The following is a 19,591-nucleotide window of genomic DNA, read 5'->3' on the forward strand; positions in this document are numbered from 1 at the left end:
GGCACTCACAGGATGGGGTTTGGGATGCGCCAACAACGCATCCCGAAGTCAGGTTCAGCCGTTGCGATATGTGTAGCTGTAACCGTTCAAAGCGGGCTGACCGCCCAAGTGCGCATAGAGGACCTTGGAGCCATCGGGGAAGAACCCCTTCTTCACCAAATCGATCATGCCTTGCATGGATTTGCCCTCATAAACAGGATCAGTGATCATCGCCTCGGTCTGTGCAGCAAGGCGGATCGCATCGTTGGTCTCCGCACTCGGGACGCCGTAAGCCGGATAGGCGTAGTCAGGGTTGATGTGGATGTCGTCATCCTCAATTGAATAACCGCACTCGATCAAATCACAGGTCTTGTTCGCGATGTCTTTGACCTGCGCACGAGTCTGATCAACCGTGCCGGATGCATCAATTCCGATCACGCGATCCGCGCGACCGTCTTTCTTAAAGCCAACGATCATGCCACCTTGAGTCGAACCGGTGACAACACAGACAACGATGTAATCAAACTTAAAGCCAAGCTCGGCTTCTTGCTCACGCACTTCTTCTGCAAAACCGACATAGCCCAAGCATCCATGCGGATGAACGGAGGCACCAGCGGGAATGCCATAAGGCTTACCGCCCTCTTTTTTTACATCCTCAATAGCTTCCTCATAACTTGTGCGAATGCCGATATCGAAACCGTCATCAACAAGACGGCTATCAGCCCCCATCAGGCGGGTCATCATGATGTTGCCAACACGGTCATAAACGGCGTCTTCATGTGGCACCCAAGCCTCTTGTACCAAACGGCATTTCATCCCGATTTTCGCAGCCGTCGCCGCCACCATGCGCGTGTGGTTGGATTGGACGCCACCGATTGACACCAGCGTATCCGCCCCGGACTTGATCGCATCAGGCACGATGTATTCCAGCTTGCGCAGCTTGTTGCCACCTTGGGCGAGGCCAGAGTTACAGTCTTCGCGTTTGGCGTAGATTTCGACCTTACCGCCGAGGGTTTCGGTCAGACGTGGTAGATGCTCAATCGGCGTCTTGCCGAATGTGAGAGGATAGCGTTCGAATTTGTCCAGCATGGGAAGCTCCTGCGATTTGGATTTCTTGCAGGATAGCAAGATGAACCTGATGGGTGCTTTCAAACTTGCAGCCTAAATTTCATCTCAATAGGTTATTGGCGTTACTAAAAATGCTATACTGATCACCAACCACATCAAAAACGGAAGATTCTTTCAGATGACTTTAGATCGAATCGACAAACGCATGCTGCGATTGTTGCAAGAGGACGGACGGCTCACAAATGCGGAACTCGCGACGAAGGTAAACGTCAGCCCTGCGACCTGCCATAGACGGACCCAACGGCTGTTCAACGAAGGCCACATTCAATCAGTCCGCGCTGTCGTGAACCCAGAAGCTGTGGGGTTGGGCGCGATTGCTATGGTTGGCGTGGTCTTGGACCGCTCAACCCCTGAAAGCTTTGCAAATTTCGAGACCGCGATCCTCGACCTTCCCATGATCCTCGATTGCCACCTTGTGGCTGGCGATTTTGACTACCTACTCAAGATACGGATGGCAGACATGGCCGACTTCAACCGCCTGCATGGAGAGGTTCTGATAGCGTTGCCAGAAGTCCGGCAAGCACGAACGTTCTTTGTGATGAAAGAGGTCAAAGACGGTGCGCCGTTAAGTTTTTGAATTACCCAAAGCCGCCATTCGTGCAGTGCGCAGCATCTAGTAAATTGGGCTCGAAGCCGCCGTTAGCTGCAATCTGCACTAATGTCGGCTCTGGCCTGTTCCTTGCCCTGCATGATGCGCATCGTAGCCGATCTTTGATTTCCATAATGGATAGATCCGGATAGTCGGCAGCGTGAACCAAGACATACCTTCCGCATTGGCAATAGACATCAATCTCGGCGTTTCTCATTTGCACCCAGGCCGATCAGAGCCGCCTCTTAGTGTCTGGGGGATTCTCTGGGGGTCATATTCAAAAGTCGCCCCAGACGTTCCTGTTTTTTCCTATTTACTTCGTGATCTGTTTTTGAATTTACGTACAATAATCGTGATAAGATCATGTTATTATGCAATTAAAATCCGTGAAATTGTGGAGCGGGTAACGAGAATCGAACTCGTAACTGAAGCTTGGGAAGCTTTCGTGATACCTTTTCACCATACCCGCATCACTGCGTGTGAGGTAAGCATAGCGGTCTGTGAGGTCAAGCCTGATCTCAGAATTGCTTCGTGGAAATTTCAATTTGGTGATAGGGTTCATGCATTAACCGACCCTTTGAGAGGCCAGAAATGTCCCCCAAACTACCGCATGAAACGGGCCGTCTTTTTCTGACGCATACGGGCGCTGAAACGGATCTCATCTTTCGCCGTGGCGTTGATCTTCCCAATTTTGCGAGCTTCCCGCTGCTAGAAACTGAACAGGGCCGCGCCGAACTTGAAGCGGTCTATCGTGATCAGATTATGGCTGCTCAGGGCTGTGATTGCGTCACGATCCTTGAAAGCCCGACTTGGATGGCGAACCGCGCCCGCGCGACCCCTTTGGGCTATGAAATCGATGCGTTACACCGCGCGAATATTGCCTCGGTTGATTTTGTTGCGCGCTTGCGAGATCGCCACCAAGACCCCGATATGGTTATCAGTGCAAATCTTGGTCCAATGTCAGATGCTTATGGTCCGGCGGCGGATCAAAGTGCAAATCATTATCATGCCTACCACGCGCAGCAGATTGGTTGGTTTACGCAAACCCCCGCTGATATGGTCGCGGCCTATACGATCAACCATATCCCAGAGGCGATTGGCATTGTGTGTGCGGCGCAAGACGTCCAAATTCCGGTCGTGATATCGTTCACAGTTGAGACGGATGGCAAATTACCTGACGGGACATTGCTTGCGGATGCGATTGCTCAAGTGGATGTCCAAACAAGTGAATATGCAGCCTATTTTATGATCAACTGCGCGCACCCTGATCATTTGGACCCTGTCGTTACGGCAGTGAAACGGCTGCGCGGATTGGTGGCAAATGCCTCGCGGTGTAGCCATGAAGAGCTCGACAATGCCACCGAACTTGACGATGGCGACCCGGCAGAGCTGGCGTCACAGCTTGCGGATTGGCGCAAACGCGCGCCGCAGATCAATGTACTTGGCGGGTGTTGTGGCACAGATGCGCGGCATCTGCGAGCGATTGCCCGCCAATTATCAGGTTGAACGCCGCCGCCGCCCGCCACCACGGCCACCGCCCGTGTTGTGGTTTACATCTGGCAGGGTCACGATTGAATTCAGGATCGGGAAGGGCTCTACTGCGTTGGGGATCGCCGAGGCATTCACAAAGTGTTCTTGAAAGCGCGGCTCGATCGCGGTTTCGATCTTGTGGATGTCGCGCACAGTTTCTTCGATCTCTGACCGCGCATCGGTATTCAACAGTGCAATCCGCGCGCCTGTCCCCGCTGCGTTGCCCGCACTTGTCACCTTATCCAGCGGTGCATCGGGGATCATCCCCAAGACCATCGCGTGCTTTGGGCTGATATGCGCGCCAAAGGCACCTGCAAGCACCACCCGGTCGACTTGATCCACGCCAAATTTGTCCATCAACAGCCGCGCACCAGAATAAAGCGCGGCTTTGGCCATTTGGATTTGCCGGATATCGGTATTGGTCACCGTGATCTTGGGGCCACCATCGGCGGTGCCATCGTGCAGCAAATATGAATTCGTGCGCCCATCGGTAAAGCAGTTTGGCGACCCGGTTTGTTCCGCCGATCCGATTAGCCCCGGCGCGTCGACAATCCCCGCCATGCGCATTTCGGCGACAACTTCGATAATCCCAGAGCCGCAAATACCCGTGACCCCAGTTTGCGCGATGGCCGCGTCAAACCCGTCTTCATCGGACCACAGATCAGAACCGATAACTTGGAACCGGGGCAGTTTGGTCACAGGGTCAATTTGCACATGTTCAATCGCGCCGGGGGCGGCACGTTGGCCCGAACTGATCTGCGCCCCTTCAAAGGCAGGGCCGGTGGGGGAAGAGCAGGCCAGTACTTTGTCACGGTTGCCAAGGATAATCTCGGCGTTGGTGCCTACGTCAACGACCAGCATCAGATCATCAGATTTGCCCGGTGCCTCGGACAGGGCAACGGCCGCCGCATCCGCGCCAACATGGCCCGCGATACATGGCAACAGATAGACTCGCGCCGCAGGGTGCAAATGCAGGCCAAGCTCAGCCGCGCGCAATGACAGGCTGTCAGAGGTCGCGAGCGCAAAGGGCGCTTGCCCCAGCTCATAGGCATCAATGCCCAAGAACAGATGATGCATGACCGGATTACACACAAAAACTGCGTCCACGATCAGGTCCGGGTCAATCTGCGCCTCAGAGGCAATCTGGGTGAACAGGGCATTCATGCCTTCGCGCACAGCGGCGGTCATTTCAACAGACCCGGTATCGTTCATCATGCCGTAACTCACCCGGCTCATTAGGTCTTCGCCAAAGCGGATTTGCGGGTTCATAATACCCGACGATGCGATGACCTCGCCCGTGTGTAGATCACACAGATGCCCCGCGATGGTGGTCGATCCCAGATCAACCGCCAGCCCATAAAGCGTGCCCTCATAAAACCCCGGCCAAATCTGAATGATTCGCGGGCTAAAGGTATCGTCGCCCAAATGCACGGCGACGGTGACTTTCCATGCGCCTTTGCGTAGGGCTGCTTGCATGGTTTGCAGCACGCCCAGATCGGCCTCGAGCGCGGGGAGGTCCCATTCTGCGCGCAGCGCTGCAACCAGACGTTCCAAATCGCCTGACGGGTCATGCATATCAGGCTCGGCCACCTCAACATAGTAAAGCCGCGTGGACGGGTTCATCACGATGTCACGGGCCTCTGCGCGTTTGCGCACGACCTGTTTGTGGACTTGGCTTTCGGCGGGCACATCAATGACCACGTCTTTTTGGACGGTGGCCTGACAGCCCAAACGCCGTCCTTTTTTGAGGCCCCGAATATCGTCATAGCGCTGTTCAACGCTGTTCCATTCTGACAACGCATCGTCGACAACCGTGACGTTATGCTTGGAAAATTCACCATATGACGGGGTGATCTGACATTTTGAGCAAATCCCGCGCCCGCCACAGACACTATCAAGATCAACGCCAAGCTGGCGCGCCGCCGTTAACACGGGTGTACCAACCGGAAAGCGCCCGCGCTTGCCAGAAGGTGTGAAAATAACGAGAGGGTCGTTGCTCATGAGGGCGGCCTTCACTTGTTTGCCCCTCAATACCGCGCCGCGCGGCAATTGTAAGGTCCGAACCCGTCATAATGATTATGTGAAACGGCAAGATCTTAATATTCTATGGATGCCTGGGCATAATCAGGATATGTATGCGGAGTTTTGGAGAGGCGTGCAGTCAACTCGGCCAGCAAGCTGTACCGTCGTCAAACAATCAATTGTCGCTGAGGACTAGCTTTGAAAATCATTTGGCATTTGGGGTTCCATAAAACGGGGACAACGTCGATTCAGGCGATTCTAGCCGAGAATCTGGACGTTATTGCCGAAAACACAGCGATGGTTATACCGGCGGGCAATTTAGATCACCCCGGCGTACGAAACAGTAAACCTCTCGCGGATGCAATGCGGAACTATGCCAGTGAGCCGTCTCTCAGTAATCTTAAAACTCTCGAATTGGTTATTGATGAGGTCGTTTCATGGGGCGACAAGCAAGGTTACGGGCAGCTAGTCTTTTCAGATGAAATGGCGCTCGGTACAAATATATTTGACGCGAGCGGCGATGTGTTCCAGCATGCGCAAAGGCTTCTGCGCGCACTTGATGACATGAAAATTTGCGCTAACCAAGTAGCAGTAATCTATACAAGAGAATGCGCTCCTTGGCTGCAAAGCGCATATGCGCAGTCCCTCAAATGCGGCCGAAATTGCCTTTCGTTCAATGATTGGTGCGCGCTTTTTCCGCAAATGAGCGAACTTCCGGATCTACTCGCAGATGTACAGAACTCGGCGTCTTTCTGCGTACGGATTATTCGTATGGAAGAAGAGATTTTTGAAAGCGAATTTCTAGGAAATAGTTTGCTGCAGGAAATGGGTGTTGAACCAAGGAAGATTGTCGCGGTCGGCGCTAAGAACACCCGTATGCCTGCCGCCGCGCTTGAGTTCTTGCTTCGGCTGAACCGATCCGATGTTGTCGGGGCAAGATACTTTAAGACGCGTTCGGTGGTGCTGCGAAACCCAGAGCTCTTTGACGGTCTTTAAAGTATTACACCCGCTTGCCGGCTGGTAATCCCTGGGGTGCCCAAATCTAGAAATCTAACACATTTGGGGCTTTTGCTGGATCCGTTTTCGTGCAATAGCGCAGTGCCAACGATGCCACCCAAGGAGACGGTTGATGGAAATTCGCGAGGCGCTTACCTTTGATGATGTGTTGCTGGTGCCGGGGGCATCAAGCGTTTTGCCGTCGACCGCTGACACAAGCACATTTGTGACAAAATCGATTGCTTTGAATATCCCGGTTTTATCCAGTGCGATGGATACAGTAACCGAAGGGCGCATGGCCATCGCCATGGCCCAAGCGGGCGGCATGGGTGTCATTCACAAGAACCTCAACGTTGAAGAGCAGGCCAAAGAGGTCCGTCGTGTGAAACGGTTTGTCTCTGGGACTGTTTATAACCCAATCACATTGCGCCCTGATCAAACCCTTGCCGATGCCAAGGCATTGATGGAACGCTACCGTATCACTGGGTTTCCAGTTGTGGGCGAGGGTGGCAAGATCGTTGGGATCGTCACCAACCGTGATATGCGCTTTGCCCAAGACGATAGCACCCCCGTCAGCGTCATGATGACCACCAAAGATCTGGCGGTCTTGCAAGAACCTGCCGATCTTGATGAGGCACGGTCGTTGATGCAGGCGCGTCGGATCGAAAAGCTTTTGATTACAGACACCGGCGGCAAGCTGACCGGGCTTTTGACGCTGAAAGACAGCGAACAGGCTGTGCTGAACCCGATGGCGTGCAAAGACAGTCTTGGTCGTTTGCGTGTCGGCGCAGCATCCGGTGTTGGTGATGCCGGGTTCGAACGCACGCAGGCCTTGATTGATGCAGGCGTCGATATGGTTGTGATTGACACGGCCCACGGGCATTCCGAAGGTGTCGCACAAGCCGTGGAGCGCGCGAAAACGCTGTCAAACGAAGTGCAAATCGTTGCAGGCAACATTGCCACAGGCGAAGCCGCAAAGGCGTTAATTGGTGCGGGCGCGGATGCGGTGAAGGTCGGGATCGGGCCGGGCTCTATCTGTACGACCCGCATGGTCGCCGGCGTCGGTGTGCCGCAATTGACCGCGATTATGGATTGCGCGGCGGCAGCGGGCGATGTGCCTGTAATTGCCGATGGCGGGATCAAGTTTTCAGGTGATTTTGCTAAGGCCATCGCGGCGGGGGCGTCCTGCGCCATGGTTGGATCAATGATCGCAGGTACAGATGAAAGCCCGGGCGAGGTGATCTTGTACCAAGGTCGCTCTTTCAAGTCGTACCGCGGCATGGGCAGCCTTGGCGCGATGGCGCGTGGCTCTGCGGATCGGTATTTCCAAAAAGATGCGGCCAGCGACAAACTCGTACCCGAAGGCATCGAAGGTCAGGTGCCCTACAAAGGGTCCGCCAGCGCTGTGGTGCACCAGATGGTCGGGGGGCTTCGTGCCGCGATGGGCTATACGGGCAACGCAACAGTGGCCGAGATGCGCACGAACTGTTCGTTTGTGAAAATCACGGGCGCCGGGCTGAAAGAAAGCCATGTGCACGATGTGCAAATCACCCGCGAAAGCCCAAATTACCGGGTCGGGTAATGGTCGCGACAGCACGCTACACCGTTGGTGATACAGAGGTCATTTGTATCACTGACGGCGGCACGTCCTTTCCTGCGGATGTGTTTCCAAGCCTTACCGAAACCCAGCGGCAAGAGCGGCTTGATATGGCCGGGCTGACGGAGATCAAGACTGCGTTCAACTGCTATGTGCTCCGGTCGGGAAATGGGGGGATCACGCTTGTTGATACGGGGTGCGGCGCCGCATTCGGCGATGACGCTGGCGCGCTACCTGCGCAATTGGTTGCGCTAAATATAGCAGCTGCGGATGTGACGCGCATCATTTTCACCCATCTGCACAGTGATCACTGTGGCGGGGCGATGCATGGAGATACGCTTTTATTTCCAAACGCAAAAATTCTGTTGCATCAAGCTGAGGCAAGCTATTGGTCTGGAAAAGACGCGCCGGGTGGGCGCCTGCTGGGGCGGGCCTCAAATATCATCACGGTTGCGGATGATGCCGAACTTGATGATGGCTTACGCGTCTGGGCCTTGCCAGGGCACACGCCAGGACATATGGGATTGCGGCTCGGGGATTTGGCATTGGTCGGCGATATTGTCCATTCAGAGGCGCTGCAATTGCCTGATCCCACCACCGCGACCATCTATGACTGCGACCAGCCGCTGGCCACGCACAGCCGTTTACGCGCCTTGGCGGCCGTGGCGCATGAAAACCTTGTTTGGTCGGGCAGCCATATGCTTGGCCCTGACAAATTTGCACGGCTGCGCGCGGATGGGCCAGCCTATGAAAGGATTACACGATGACCCCAGGTGCGCGGGTCGCGGCGGCGGCCGAAATTCTTGACGCCATTCGCGATGGCCAAGCGGCCGAACAAGCGCTGACCACATGGGCGCGCGGCAGCCGGTTTGCGGGGTCTAAGGACAGGGCCGCCGTTCGCGACCATGTCTACGATGCCTTGCGCGCGCGCCGATCTTTGGGGGATGGGACCGGGCGTGGTTTGATGATCGCGCTTGCGCAGCGTGATGGTGCCGATCCTGATGCGCTGTTTACGGGCGAAGGCCACGCGCCAGCGGTTCTAGACGGCGCAGAGCGTGCCGCACTTGCTGAACATACCGCGCAAAGTGACGCCCAAAAATGCGATATGCCCGATTGCCTGTGGCCGCTATGGCAACAAAGCCTTGGCGCGGATGCAACCCAGGCTGCCATGGCGCAACAGCGGCGTGCGGATGTGTATTTACGTGTCAACCGGCGCCGCACATCCGTGACAGAAGCAATCGCCGCTTTGTCACAAGACCAAATCATAGCTGTGCCACACCCTGATATCGCCGGGTGTTTGCGCGTGACGGCCAATCCAAGACGCATCAAACTTGCCGCCGCCTATTTGGATGGGCGGGTCGAGCTGCAAGATGCGTCCTCGCAATTCGCGATCAGTCAGTTGCGGGTACCGGCTGGCGGGCGGGTATTGGACTATTGTGCTGGTGGTGGCGGTAAGGCGCTTGGCATTGCAGATCAGTTTGATGCACAAGTTTTTGCACATGATATCGCGCCGCAACGGATGGCTGACCTCTCGGCACGGGCCACGCGTGCGGGTGTCGATGTGCCGCAGATCGCCACGGATGATTTGCTGCAATCTGATCGCTTTGACGTGGTGTTTTGTGACGCCCCATGTTCCGGGAGCGGGACGTGGCGGCGGACCCCTGATGCCAAATGGCGGCTCACGGAAGAGCGGCTAGATAGAATGCAGGGCATGCAAGCAGACGTCATCGCGGCAGGAGCTAAGCTGGTGCGGCCGGGCGGGGTTTTGGCCTATGCGACCTGCTCTGTCTTAGCGATCGAAAATGACGCCATTGTCGATGCGTTTTGCGCGCAACATCCGACATGGCAGCGGCGCGCCCGCCATCAGCTTTTGCCCGGAGAAAACGGCGACGGGTTTTACCTGTGTTTACTTGAAAACACATAGCAACCCAGAGTTGCGCCGTCAGCTACGATATGCGACGTTAGGGAACGGTTAACCCTTTTGGGGTTAGACCTCTCTGACGCAGGTATGAGGTAGGCAGTGTTCACAAGGCAAGCATTTGAAACGCCACGTATTTTGATGACTACCCTTCATTGGAAACGGGGCGCCCTTGCCGGTGTGGCTGGGCTTTGTCTGCTCAGCTCGGTGTATTTTGAATTGCATTTGCTTCGTTTGGCGTTGGTCCTATTTGGTACGGCATTGGGGTATTTTGCCTTTCGTCCGCAAGGATTGCATGCACGTATGGAGCGGCAGGTTGCATTTGATCCCGACCACGCGTTCATCACCAATGCGGAAAACTGTGTACAACATTGCAATCCGATGGCGATTGGGCGCTTTGGCGATTGTATCGGGCGTGATCTTGCGGAAGTCTTTGAAAATCTAATCGCGGACCCAGCATCGCTTTTGTCACGTATGCGCTGTGTGGCGGACGCGCAGCATGCGTGCAAAGAATATATTATGACGCGGCGGGCCCATTTTCGGCTGCGGCTAACACAAATTGCGCCGGATCTGTTGCTTTGGCGGCTGGATGAATTGGGCGGGATTGACGCGCTCAAAGGAGAGGGGCTCGCGGTGCCATTGATCGCTGCCGCGTCAGATGGTGTTATTTCCTATAAAAACAAAGCATTTCGTGACTTTTACGGAGCAGAGGCCAATAGTTTGGTCGATCTATTTGATCACCAGCCGTTGGAAACCGGGAAACCTTTGGAAATGAACGCAGTGTCGGGGCGCACTTCGGTTGTGGTTGCCGAAATCAAGGGACACGCCGGACGGCGGGATATTATCATTATGCCTGCACCGCCAAAGGTGCCGGTCAAACGCGCCATTGGTGTCGGATGGGACGCGATCGAAGACCTGCCCGTCCCGCTTTTGAAAATCTCAGCAACAGGCGATGTGCTTGCCGCGAACCGGGAGGCCAGGCAGTTGCTCGGGTTGGACGGTATAGAAGGGCAGCATGTAGCCGATTTGTTTGATGGCCTCGGCCGCCCTATAGCCGATTGGTTGCGCGAAGCGGCGGAGGGGCGCGGCTCTCAGGTCTCGCAATTTTTACGGGGGCGTGGTTCGCGGCATAATACATTTGTTCAGGTTACTCTGAATATGGCCGGCACCCAGCCTGACACGCATTTGATCGCGGTATTGAACGATGTCACAGAGCTAAAATCACTTGAAGCGCAATTCGTGCAAAGCCAAAAAATGCAGGCGATTGGGCAGCTTGCAGGCGGGGTTGCGCATGACTTTAACAACCTATTGACTGCAATTTCGGGCCATTGTGATTTGCTCTTGTTGCGTCACGATGAAGGTGATCAAAACTACGGTGACCTGATACAAATTCATCAAAACGCAAACCGCGCAGCCAGCCTTGTTGGGCAACTTCTAGCGTTTTCGCGCAAGCAAAACTTGCAGCCCGAGGTGATCGACCTGCGCGATACGCTCTCTGATTTGACCCATCTTTTGAACAGGCTGGTGGGCGAAAAGGTAACTTTATCGCTGCATCATGATCCGGCTTTGGCCCAGATTAAGGCCGATAAGCGACAGCTTGAACAGGTCTTAATGAACCTTGTTGTGAATGCACGTGATGCGATGAACGGGGCAGGTGAGATTCATGTGGAAACTGAAAACCTCACCCTGACGGAACCGATGATCAAAGACCGCGCCATTGTCCCGCCCGGCGATTATGTCGTGGTCAAGGTCATTGACCATGGCCATGGGATTGCGCCTGAAAAGCTGCCTAAGATATTTGAACCCTTTTACACAACCAAGCGCACCGGCGAGGGGACTGGGCTGGGGCTGTCGACCGCCTACGGGATCGTCAAGCAGACAGGTGGTTACATCTTTGCCGATAGTGCGGTTGATAGCGGAACGGAGTTTTCACTGCTCTTTCCCGCCTTTCATTTGCAGGTTTCGGCACCGATTCCGCCTGTTCAAACGTCGCATCCTCAAATGTCAGACCCTGCAGATGGCGTAATTCTTTTGGTAGAGGATGAGGCGCCTGTACGTGCCTTTGCATCGCGTGCGCTGCGGTTGCGCGGCTACTCGGTGCTTGAAGCGGATTGCGCCGAAGCGGCGCTTGATTTGTTGTCGGACACTGAATTACACGTCGATCTTTTTGTGACGGATGTCATCATGCCGGGGATGGATGGCCCAACATGGGTGCGTAAGGCATTGAAAGAACGCGAAAATACAAAGGTTATTTTTGTATCAGGGTATTCGGAAGACGCGTTTAGTGACGGCCAGCCCCGCGTGCCCAATTCGGTGTTTTTACCCAAACCATTTTCGCTAAATGCGCTTACCCAGACTGTGCAAACCCAGTTAAGCGCCAATGTTGCGGGTTAATCGCCCTGCGCCAAGCTGACCAAATGTGCGGCCGATCCGTTCAGCGCCGCATAGTCGTCATGCACGACGTAGACACCGAAATTCCCCATAAACCCAGCAAAGCGGCCCTTGTCGCGAAACGCGTCGCCAAAACCCAGCGCTGTTAAATGTCCTGAAATGGCACGTGCAACGCCGCCAACCAAATAAACACCGCCAAATGGCAGTTGTATCAGGGAAAGATTGCCGCAGACCGTGCCCAAGATACGTGTGAATAGCTGCGCTGCTTCTATCGCGCGTGCATCGGTTCGCTGGTCGCAATGTGCCATGATATCTTTGGCCGAAAGCTCACGGGGATCACCTGCTTCGACGCCCAAAAACGCATAAGCGCGTTCAAGCCCGCGCCCCGACAGCACGTCTTCGACCGCTGGAAACCCATGCGCCGTCGACACGAATTGGCACAACCGCAATTCCAATTCAGTGCGGATCGGCAAATTCGCGTGTCCGCTCTCGGATGGGGGCACGACGCGCCCATGCGCCAGATCATAGACCGGTGTCGCGTTAAAACCTGTGCCAACCCCAACGACTAACTTTGCTGCGTTATCATGGGCTTGGGGGCCTTCCAGCACTGTTTGTATCTTTGCGGGATCAAGATGCCCCAGCGCATGGCCTTGCGCCTGCAAATCGTTCAAAATGGCGACGGTGTGCGCCCCGGTTGCGCGGGTCAGCGTGTCGCGGTCGATTGTCCAATCAAGATTGGTCATCGTGGCTTCACCGTCGCGCACGGGCCCGGCGACAGCGACGCAGGCCGCCGTTGGCGTTACATCGCCTTCATCCGCAACGTATTGGCGCAATACGGATTCGAGGCCGGGAAATTTGTCGTTGCTATAGCGCCGGATGGTATCCGGCAGGATATCTTTCCCATTTGCAAGGGCGACGCGGGTGTTCGTACCGCCGATATCGGCCACCAAGGACAGGGTCGTTTGTGCAGTGTTCATGAAAAAACCTAACGCGCGATGGCTGCTTTAAGGGCGTGATATGACGCTTTGGGTGTGCGCTTCAAGCTATCAAAATCAACATGTACCATGCCGAACCGCTTTTCATAGCCAAAGGCCCATTCATAATTGTCGAGCAACGACCAATAAAAGAACCCTTTGACGTTGGCACCTGCGTCAATCGCGTGTTTTGCTGCCATGATGTGGTCAGAAACATATTTCATACGAACCGGATCATAGACCGACCCGTTTTCAACATGATCATCCCAGGCCATACCGTTTTCGGTGATATAAATTGGCATATCACCCACATAATCGTGGGCCATGCGAGTCAGTATGTTTTGCAGACCCGCTGGATAGATTTCCCACCCCATTTGCGTCACATCCAATGTGGTTTCGGCGGCTTTCAGGCTGGGCCAAGGGGCGGTGGGATCGGGCAGTATTTCATGACGGGTGTAATAGTTCACGCCAAGCCAGTCCATTTTTTGGCTGATTTGGGCCATGTCGTCCTGCCAGCCCTTTGGCATATGGTTGCCAAACCCATCTAGCACCTCTTGCGGGTAACTACCTTTGGTCGCCGCTTCGATGAACCAACGGTTATAGATTGCATCTTGCAACGCTGCTGCCGCGATGGTTTCAGGGGCATCATTGGCGGGGGGGCTATGTTCAAAATTCAGCACTATCCCGCAATTATCCATGCCTTTTGCGCGCAGGCGTGTCATGGCCTCGCCGTGCGCGAGCATGATATGGTGCATCGCACGCGCAGTCGCGCGGATATCGCGTAAACCGGGGGCGTGGTGGCCCAAGAAATGCGATAGAAATGATACACACCACGGTTCATTGATCGTCGCAATTGCCGCCATCCGGTCACCAATTTTATCCGTGATAACATCTGTGTAGTCACCAAAGTATTTGGCGGTGTCACGGTTCGTCCAGCCACCTTTGTCCGCAAGCGCCGACGGCAATTCCCAATGGTACAGCGTTTGATAGGGCTTTAGCCCGCGCTCCAAAATCGCGTCAGTGAGACGGTCGTAGAAATCGAGCCCTTCGGGATTGACCGTGCGCCCATCCGGCATGACCCGCGCCCAAGATGTGGAAAAGCGGTAAGCGTCCATGCCCGCATCTTTGAGCAGGTCAAGATCTTCGGGGAAACGGTGGTAGTGGTCACAGGCCAGCGCACCGTCTTCGGCGCGGATGACGTTGCCGGGTGTCGCTGCAAATGTGTCCCAATGTGTGGACCCGGCGCCGCCAAATTTGTGCCCCTCAATTTGATAGGCCGCCGTCGCTGCCCCAAATAGAAAATCTTGAGGGAAATTAGAGCGTTTAAAATCCATGTTCATCCTTTCGGGGGGCCGGGCCCGTTGAGTGTCCGACCACAAATTCACATTTAAGAATGGTTTCTTGTGGCGGGTTATTTGGGTGTTCGATGGCGTGAAGCAGGCTTTCTGCCAATCGCCGCCCTGCGGTGCGCACAGAGGAGCGTGTCGCGGTAAAAATTGGCGTTTCCCCGCCGTTTTGAAGATACGACAGCATATCGTCATGGGTAATCACAGAGACGTCTTTGCCCATTACCAAGCCGCGTTCTTCAATCGCGCGGCGCACGCCAAGTGCGCTGATTAATGACGCGCAAATAAAGGCGGTCGGCGCGTTGCTGTTTCCAAGTAAATCGCGCGCGGATTCATATCCGAGCACTTCGGTCATTTCGCTTGATCGCATCAGCGCAGGATCGATTGCCACCCCATGGGCGCGCAGCGATGCTTCGTAACCAGAACGCCGCCGATAAGCAAAATCCATGGTTTCAAGCCCGTTGATCAGCGCGATCCGTCGATGCCCAAGATCAAACAGATAGTCGGTCGCAGTTGCAAACGCATCGTGGTTGTCGACGTCCAAAAACGTATAGGGCAGGACGTTATGGGTGACTTGCCCGTGGACCGCGAAAGGCATCCCAATTTCGGACAAAAGGGCAATACGCGGATCATCAATGCGCGGGCCGTGGACGATCACACCATCCACTGCGCGCCGTAATTTGAGGCTGCGATAAATCTGATCTTCATTGGAATCGTCGACGATCGACAGGATCATCTCATAGCCGTTACGCGCATAAGTTTCGCCTGCGCCCGCGATGAAATCACCAAAAACAGGGTTCACCATTTCATGTTTGGTGGACATCGGGATGACATGTCCAATGGCTAATGCACGCCCTGTTGCCAGTCCTTTTGCACGCGTGCTGGGGTGATAATTAGATTCTTTTGCAGCGGCTTCAACGCGGAGCCGGGTGGCAGCGCTCACCTCTGGATAGCCGTTCAGTGCACGGCTGACGGTTGTTTGGCTAAGGCCAAGTTGTTCAGAGAGCTGCTTAAGGTTCATCTGTCTTCAAAATGCTGCTTTGTTGGTCCGCGTTCCATGGTTTAAGCCCGCGAAATGGGCAAAAGTAATAAGCGTAATCGTTTCAGTACTGAGCATTCGTGCAAATTCCAAGACATTTTTATAGAAATGATCTGGTTGACACTATCGCGGAGTTGGCAGAGTTTAACCATACCCAAAGCGCTTTGGAAGCCATTGATTCCACCGCTCACCAATAGGTCCAAACGCTTGAACACGCATTTTAAACCACGCCAATTGGCGTGACAGGGAGGAGAGACAGATGAAAACGAACCTATACGTAGGCGTCGCTGCAATTGCTTTGAGCGCAGGCATGGCCCACGCGGGCGGTCATGTTGAGCTAACACCGGGCGAGGGTGATTTCACTTGGGATAGCTTTACTGCATTTGCTGACGCAAACGATTTCGCCGGTGAAACAGTCACAATCGCGGGTCCTTGGTTGGCTGAAGAAGCTGACAATTTTACAAACATGGCGCATCTGTTTGAAGCCGCGACTGGCGCATCTGTCTCTTATGTTGGCTCAGATGGTTTCGAGCAGCAAATCTTGATAGATGTTGAGGCCGGTTCCGCGCCTAACATCGGTGTATTTCCGCAGCCGGGTCTTGCTGCTTCACTGGCATCGCGCGGCCTTTTGACACCGTTGCCAGCAGGCACAGATGCATGGATTGCCGATAACTATGCTGCTGGATCATCATGGGTTGATCTGGGCAGCTATGCCAATGCGGATGGCGCGACAGAAACCTATGGGTTCTTCTTTAACGTCAATGTGAAATCATTGGTTTGGTACATTCCTGAGAATTTCGAAGACGCAGGGTATGACGTTCCCGAAACGATGGAAGAATTGCTTGCGCTTTCCGACCAAATCGTCGTTGACGGTGGCACACCTTGGTGCATCGGTCTGGGGTCGGGGCCCGCAACGGGTTGGCCTGCGACTGACTGGGTCGAAGACATCATGCTGCGTACCGCATCACTGGAGACTTACGATGGTTGGACAACAAACGAAGTTGCGTTTGACGATCCGGCTGTGATCAACGCGATTGAAACTTTCGGCAAATTCGCACGGAATGATGCCTGGGTCGCTGGTGGTGCAGGTGCTGTTGCAACGACTGATTTCCGCGAAAGCCCAAAAGGCATGTTTGACAGCCCGCCACAGTGCTACATGCACCGTCAGGCATCATTCATTCCGTCCTTCTTCCCAGAAGGCACAGAGCTGGGCGAAGATGCGGATTTCTTCTACTTCCCATCTTTTGAAGCCGAAGATCTGGGCAATCCAGTTTTGGGTGGTGGCACATTGATGGCGATTACATCTGCGTCAGACGCAACCAACGCATTCATGGAATTCATGAAACTGCCTGTCGCCCACGAAGCAATGATGGCCCAAGGCGGTTTCTTGACTCCATATTCTGCTGTGAATACAGCGACTTATGCGGACGACACGCTGCGCGGGCAAGGCGACATCTTGCTGAACGCGACTTCGTTCCGCTTTGACGGCTCTGACCTGATGCCGGTTGCCGTGGGTGGCGGATCTTTCTGGACAGGTATGGTTGATTTCACAGGCGGTAAAGATGCAGCTGAAGTAGCGGCTGACATCCAAGCGTCATGGGACGCAATCAAGTAAATACACGCGTCTATGAAACTAAAGGACAGCGCAACTAATGTTGCGCTGTCCTTAACTTAATTGATCCCGAGGGGGACGGACAATGCATCCTGCGTTTCAGGGCTTCGTGACAATTTTTCTAGGAGTAGGTGGCTGCCTTGCCTATTTCTATTTCTCGAACCAGTTCTTGGATAAGGTGCTGTTTCCGGCCAAAGGTGAAAACATTGGCCGCAATATCAACCGCGCGAACCTTGTGCGCCCTTGGCTGTTTCTTTTCCCCGCAATTTTTGCGCTTGGCCTGTACCTCGCTTACCCTGTTTTTGCGACGCTGTGGTATTCTTTGACGGATCGGGAACAAGGCGGTGCGTTTGTCGGTCTTGCGAATTACCAACAAATGTTCGCGGACCCAAAATTCTGGGAAGCGCTGAAGAATAACATGCTTTGGCTGGTTGTTGTGCCCGCGGCATCGACTGCGTTTGGTATGCTGGCCGCGCAACTAACCGACCGGATCAAATGGGGGGCGATCGCAAAATCCCTGATTTTCATGCCGATGGCGATTTCCTTTGTTGGGGCCTCGGTGATTTTTAAACTGATCTACGACACGCGCCCGGTTGGCCAAAGCCAGATTGGGGTGTTGAATGCGGTTTGGCTGCAATTTGACGGCGGCGTTGGATCGTTCCTCATTCTACGGCTTGTCCCTGGGTTGCTGATGATTTGTGCCGCTGCCGCAGCGTTGTTTGTTGCGTGGAATTTGGTGCAGACTGCGCGCAGCAGTAAGGGCGGCGGCTTGGCCAAGGGATTGCGCGCGTTGGGCGCCATGACCCTTACGGCAATTGCCTTGACCGCGCTTTCGTTCGCGTTTGGGGCGTTCACGAAAGCCTATAATTTTGGTGTGCCGCAAACATGGCTGACCATTCCGGGATGGAATTCGTTTTTCTTAATGATCGTGCTGATCTGGATTCAAACAGGATTTGCGATGGTGATCCTCTCGGCGGCGCTGCGCGGTATCCCCGAAGAAACCATTGAGGCGGCGATTGTCGACGGCGCAAACCCGTTCCAAGTGTTCTTTAAAATCAAAATGCCACAGATTTCAGGTACAATCGTCGTGGTTTGGACAACAATTACGCTGGTTGTTCTCAAAGTGTTCGACATCGTCTTTGCGATGACAAATGGGCAGTGGGAAACCCAAGTCTTAGCCAACTACATGTATGACAAATTGTTCCGCGCGAACGACTGGGGATTGGGATCGGCTAGTGCCATGATCATCATGTTGCTTGTCTCACCGATCCTCATTTGGAACGTCTATAACGCCCGCAAGGAGATGCGCTGATGGATAACATCGCTGGTAACAAGTCGTCACTGACGTGGATCGTGCATATTTCTGTGGTGCTGTTGGTCGCACTTTGGCTGTTTCCGACCGTTGGTTTGTTGGTGTCATCGTTCCGCACGACAGATCAAATTTCTAGTTCTGGCTGGTGGCAATCGCTGTTCCCGACGGAACAGAACGTAACGCTGCGCGCAACTGATCCTGATGATGAAGGTGTGCAGACCCTGATCGATGGCGTTTACACCATCACGGGCAATCTGTTCGAGGAACCAGGTGCTGAAATCGGGGTTTGGGGCACGTCTTCGCGGGCGATTGATAGCTATGTTGCCGGTGACACGGCAGATTTAGGCGATGGTGAGACAATTACGGTACAGGCCAATGGGGACTATGTCTGGACGGGCACCGTTGAAATGTCGGGCCGTGGGCAGCGTGTGTTTGCAACCGCTGCGACCCCGCCCGATTTCACCCTTGATAACTACGATAAGGTTTTGTTCAGCGGGTCACAGACCGACAATATGCTGAAGGCCTTTACAAATACGCTCACGGTTACAATTCCGGCAACGATCATCCCAATCGTGATCGCGGCCTTCGCGGCCTATGCGTTGGCGTGGATGGATTTTCCGGGGCGCGCGATCTTGATTGCGATGGTTGTGGGGCTTTTGGTGGTGCCGCTGCAGCTCGCGCTGATCCCACTTTTGAAGCTGCATCTCAATATTGGGATCGGCAAAGGGTATTTGGGGGTTTGGTTGGCTCATACGGGCTTTGGCTTGCCGCTCGCGATCTATTTGCTCCGTAACTATATGGTGGGGCTTCCCCGCGATATTATCGAAAACGCGCGCGTTGACGGGGCGACGGATTTCCAGATTTTCACCAAAATCATCCTGCCGCTGTCATTTCCCGCGCTCGCGTCATTCGCGATTTTCCAGTTCTTGTGGACGTGGAATGACCTGCTGGTTGCCAAAGTCTTTTTGATCGATTCAACCGGCCAAACCACGGTGATGACCAACCAGATCGTTGAACTTTTGGGGACGCGAGGCGGCAATTGGGAAATCCTGGCGACGGCTGCTTTTGTTTCGATCGCGGTGCCATTGGTCGTGTTTTTCGCGATGCAAAAATACCTTGTGCGTGGGCTCTTGGCGGGGTCCGTCAAATAATCTGTTT

15 protein-coding genes and 1 tRNA gene are annotated in these 19,591 nt (G+C 54.4%); 10 read left to right on the top strand and 6 right to left on the bottom strand.

Annotation, left to right across the window (positions count from 1 at the left end):
* Positions 1-54: 54 nt before the first annotated feature.
* Positions 55-1,068 (bottom strand): 1-aminocyclopropane-1-carboxylate deaminase, encoded by a 1,014-nt coding sequence (locus tag Yoon_RS07680; RefSeq protein ID WP_238111544.1) that lies wholly within the window; start codon positions 1,066-1,068, stop codon positions 55-57.
* A 157-nt stretch (positions 1,069-1,225) separates the two neighbouring features.
* Here Yoon_RS07680 and Yoon_RS07685 point away from each other — a divergent pair, with 157 nt between their 5' ends.
* On the top strand, positions 1,226-1,684 hold the full coding sequence (locus Yoon_RS07685; RefSeq protein ID WP_238111545.1) for an Lrp/AsnC family transcriptional regulator: 459 nt from the start codon (positions 1,226-1,228) through the stop codon (positions 1,682-1,684).
* 407 nt (positions 1,685-2,091) lie between these two features.
* On the opposite strand, the gene Yoon_RS07690 is transcribed toward Yoon_RS07685, so the two are convergent.
* Positions 2,092-2,165: transfer RNA gene (locus tag Yoon_RS07690), tRNA-Gly, on the bottom strand.
* A gap of 122 nt (positions 2,166-2,287) precedes the next feature.
* On the opposite strand from Yoon_RS07690, the gene Yoon_RS07695 reads away from it, so the two are divergent.
* On the top strand, positions 2,288-3,202 hold the full coding sequence (locus Yoon_RS07695; protein WP_238111546.1) for a homocysteine S-methyltransferase family protein: 915 nt from the start codon (positions 2,288-2,290) through the stop codon (positions 3,200-3,202).
* On the opposite strand, the gene Yoon_RS07700 is transcribed toward Yoon_RS07695, so the two are convergent.
* A complete protein-coding gene (locus Yoon_RS07700) occupies positions 3,194-5,227 on the bottom strand; it encodes an ASKHA domain-containing protein (RefSeq protein ID WP_238111547.1) in 2,034 nt (677 codons plus the stop codon). The two genes, Yoon_RS07695 and Yoon_RS07700, sit on opposite strands and share 9 nt — an antisense overlap.
* A gap of 219 nt (positions 5,228-5,446) precedes the next feature.
* On the opposite strand from Yoon_RS07700, the gene Yoon_RS07705 reads away from it, so the two are divergent.
* The 5 genes from Yoon_RS07705 to Yoon_RS07725 all read left to right on the top strand — a co-directional run bounded on the left by Yoon_RS07705 (position 5,447) and on the right by Yoon_RS07725 (position 12,153).
* Complete coding sequence (locus Yoon_RS07705; RefSeq protein WP_238111548.1) at positions 5,447-6,244, top strand: hypothetical protein; 798 nt, start codon at positions 5,447-5,449, stop codon at positions 6,242-6,244.
* 133 nt (positions 6,245-6,377) lie between these two features.
* A complete protein-coding gene (gene guaB, locus Yoon_RS07710; protein ID WP_238111550.1) occupies positions 6,378-7,826 on the top strand; it encodes an IMP dehydrogenase in 1,449 nt (482 codons plus the stop codon).
* A complete protein-coding gene (locus tag Yoon_RS07715; protein ID WP_238111551.1) occupies positions 7,826-8,608 on the top strand; it encodes an MBL fold metallo-hydrolase in 783 nt (260 codons plus the stop codon). Before guaB ends, Yoon_RS07715 begins: the two co-directional genes overlap by 1 nt.
* The gene (locus Yoon_RS07720; protein WP_238111552.1) at positions 8,605-9,765 is read left to right on the top strand and encodes an RsmB/NOP family class I SAM-dependent RNA methyltransferase; all 1,161 of its coding nucleotides are present in this window, start codon (positions 8,605-8,607) and stop codon (positions 9,763-9,765) included. Before Yoon_RS07715 ends, Yoon_RS07720 begins: the two co-directional genes overlap by 4 nt.
* A 135-nt stretch (positions 9,766-9,900) precedes the next feature.
* Complete coding sequence (locus tag Yoon_RS07725) at positions 9,901-12,153, top strand: ATP-binding protein (RefSeq protein ID WP_238111553.1); 2,253 nt, start codon at positions 9,901-9,903, stop codon at positions 12,151-12,153.
* On the opposite strand, the gene Yoon_RS07730 is transcribed toward Yoon_RS07725, so the two are convergent.
* Genes Yoon_RS07730 through Yoon_RS07740 form a run of 3 tightly spaced genes read right to left on the bottom strand, consistent with a single transcriptional unit; the run spans position 12,150 to position 15,491 of the window.
* Entirely contained in the window at positions 12,150-13,127 is a 978-nt protein-coding gene (locus Yoon_RS07730) for a glucokinase (RefSeq protein ID WP_238111554.1), read from the bottom strand. The genes Yoon_RS07725 and Yoon_RS07730 overlap by 4 nt on opposite strands.
* Before the next feature lie 8 nt (positions 13,128-13,135).
* Positions 13,136-14,458, bottom strand: a complete 1,323-nt coding sequence (locus tag Yoon_RS07735) for a GH1 family beta-glucosidase (RefSeq protein ID WP_238111555.1) — start codon at positions 14,456-14,458, stop codon at positions 13,136-13,138.
* Positions 14,448-15,491, bottom strand: coding sequence for a LacI family DNA-binding transcriptional regulator (locus Yoon_RS07740; protein ID WP_238111556.1), 1,044 nt, complete (start codon positions 15,489-15,491; stop codon positions 14,448-14,450). The genes Yoon_RS07735 and Yoon_RS07740 overlap by 11 nt, the downstream gene beginning before the upstream one ends.
* A 277-nt stretch (positions 15,492-15,768) precedes the next feature.
* On the opposite strand from Yoon_RS07740, the gene Yoon_RS07745 reads away from it, so the two are divergent.
* The 3 genes from Yoon_RS07745 to Yoon_RS07755 all read left to right on the top strand — a co-directional run bounded on the left by Yoon_RS07745 (position 15,769) and on the right by Yoon_RS07755 (position 19,584).
* Positions 15,769-17,124, top strand: a complete 1,356-nt coding sequence (locus tag Yoon_RS07745) for an ABC transporter substrate-binding protein (protein ID WP_238111557.1) — start codon at positions 15,769-15,771, stop codon at positions 17,122-17,124.
* A gap of 82 nt (positions 17,125-17,206) precedes the next feature.
* A complete protein-coding gene (locus Yoon_RS07750; RefSeq protein ID WP_238111558.1) occupies positions 17,207-18,433 on the top strand; it encodes a carbohydrate ABC transporter permease in 1,227 nt (408 codons plus the stop codon).
* Complete coding sequence (locus Yoon_RS07755; RefSeq protein WP_238111559.1) at positions 18,433-19,584, top strand: carbohydrate ABC transporter permease; 1,152 nt, start codon at positions 18,433-18,435, stop codon at positions 19,582-19,584. Before Yoon_RS07750 ends, Yoon_RS07755 begins: the two co-directional genes overlap by 1 nt.
* The last annotated feature ends 7 nt before the right edge of the window (positions 19,585-19,591 follow it).

The organism is Yoonia sp. I 8.24, assembly GCF_022096995.1.
Lineage (GTDB): Bacteria > Pseudomonadota > Alphaproteobacteria > Rhodobacterales > Rhodobacteraceae > Yoonia.

What these genes read in the sequence shown, in the direction of transcription:
- Yoon_RS07680 (WP_238111544.1), bottom strand. Translation starts at nt 1,068, where the DNA reads ATGCTGGACAAATTCGAACGCTATCCTCTCACATTCGGCAAGACGCCG.
- Yoon_RS07685 (WP_238111545.1), top strand. Translation starts at nt 1,226, where the DNA reads ATGACTTTAGATCGAATCGACAAACGCATGCTGCGATTGTTGCAAGAG.
- Yoon_RS07695 (WP_238111546.1), top strand. Translation starts at nt 2,288, where the DNA reads ATGTCCCCCAAACTACCGCATGAAACGGGCCGTCTTTTTCTGACGCAT.
- Yoon_RS07700 (WP_238111547.1), bottom strand. Translation starts at nt 5,227, where the DNA reads ATGAGCAACGACCCTCTCGTTATTTTCACACCTTCTGGCAAGCGCGGG.
- guaB (WP_238111550.1), top strand. Translation starts at nt 6,378, where the DNA reads ATGGAAATTCGCGAGGCGCTTACCTTTGATGATGTGTTGCTGGTGCCG.
- Yoon_RS07715 (WP_238111551.1), top strand. Translation starts at nt 7,826, where the DNA reads ATGGTCGCGACAGCACGCTACACCGTTGGTGATACAGAGGTCATTTGT.
- Yoon_RS07720 (WP_238111552.1), top strand. Translation starts at nt 8,605, where the DNA reads ATGACCCCAGGTGCGCGGGTCGCGGCGGCGGCCGAAATTCTTGACGCC.
- Yoon_RS07725 (WP_238111553.1), top strand. Translation starts at nt 9,901, where the DNA reads ATGACTACCCTTCATTGGAAACGGGGCGCCCTTGCCGGTGTGGCTGGG.
- Yoon_RS07730 (WP_238111554.1), bottom strand. Translation starts at nt 13,127, where the DNA reads ATGAACACTGCACAAACGACCCTGTCCTTGGTGGCCGATATCGGCGGT.
- Yoon_RS07735 (WP_238111555.1), bottom strand. Translation starts at nt 14,458, where the DNA reads ATGGATTTTAAACGCTCTAATTTCCCTCAAGATTTTCTATTTGGGGCA.
- Yoon_RS07740 (WP_238111556.1), bottom strand. Translation starts at nt 15,491, where the DNA reads ATGAACCTTAAGCAGCTCTCTGAACAACTTGGCCTTAGCCAAACAACC.
- Yoon_RS07745 (WP_238111557.1), top strand. Translation starts at nt 15,769, where the DNA reads ATGAAAACGAACCTATACGTAGGCGTCGCTGCAATTGCTTTGAGCGCA.
- Yoon_RS07750 (WP_238111558.1), top strand. Translation starts at nt 17,207, where the DNA reads ATGCATCCTGCGTTTCAGGGCTTCGTGACAATTTTTCTAGGAGTAGGT.
- Yoon_RS07755 (WP_238111559.1), top strand. Translation starts at nt 18,433, where the DNA reads ATGGATAACATCGCTGGTAACAAGTCGTCACTGACGTGGATCGTGCAT.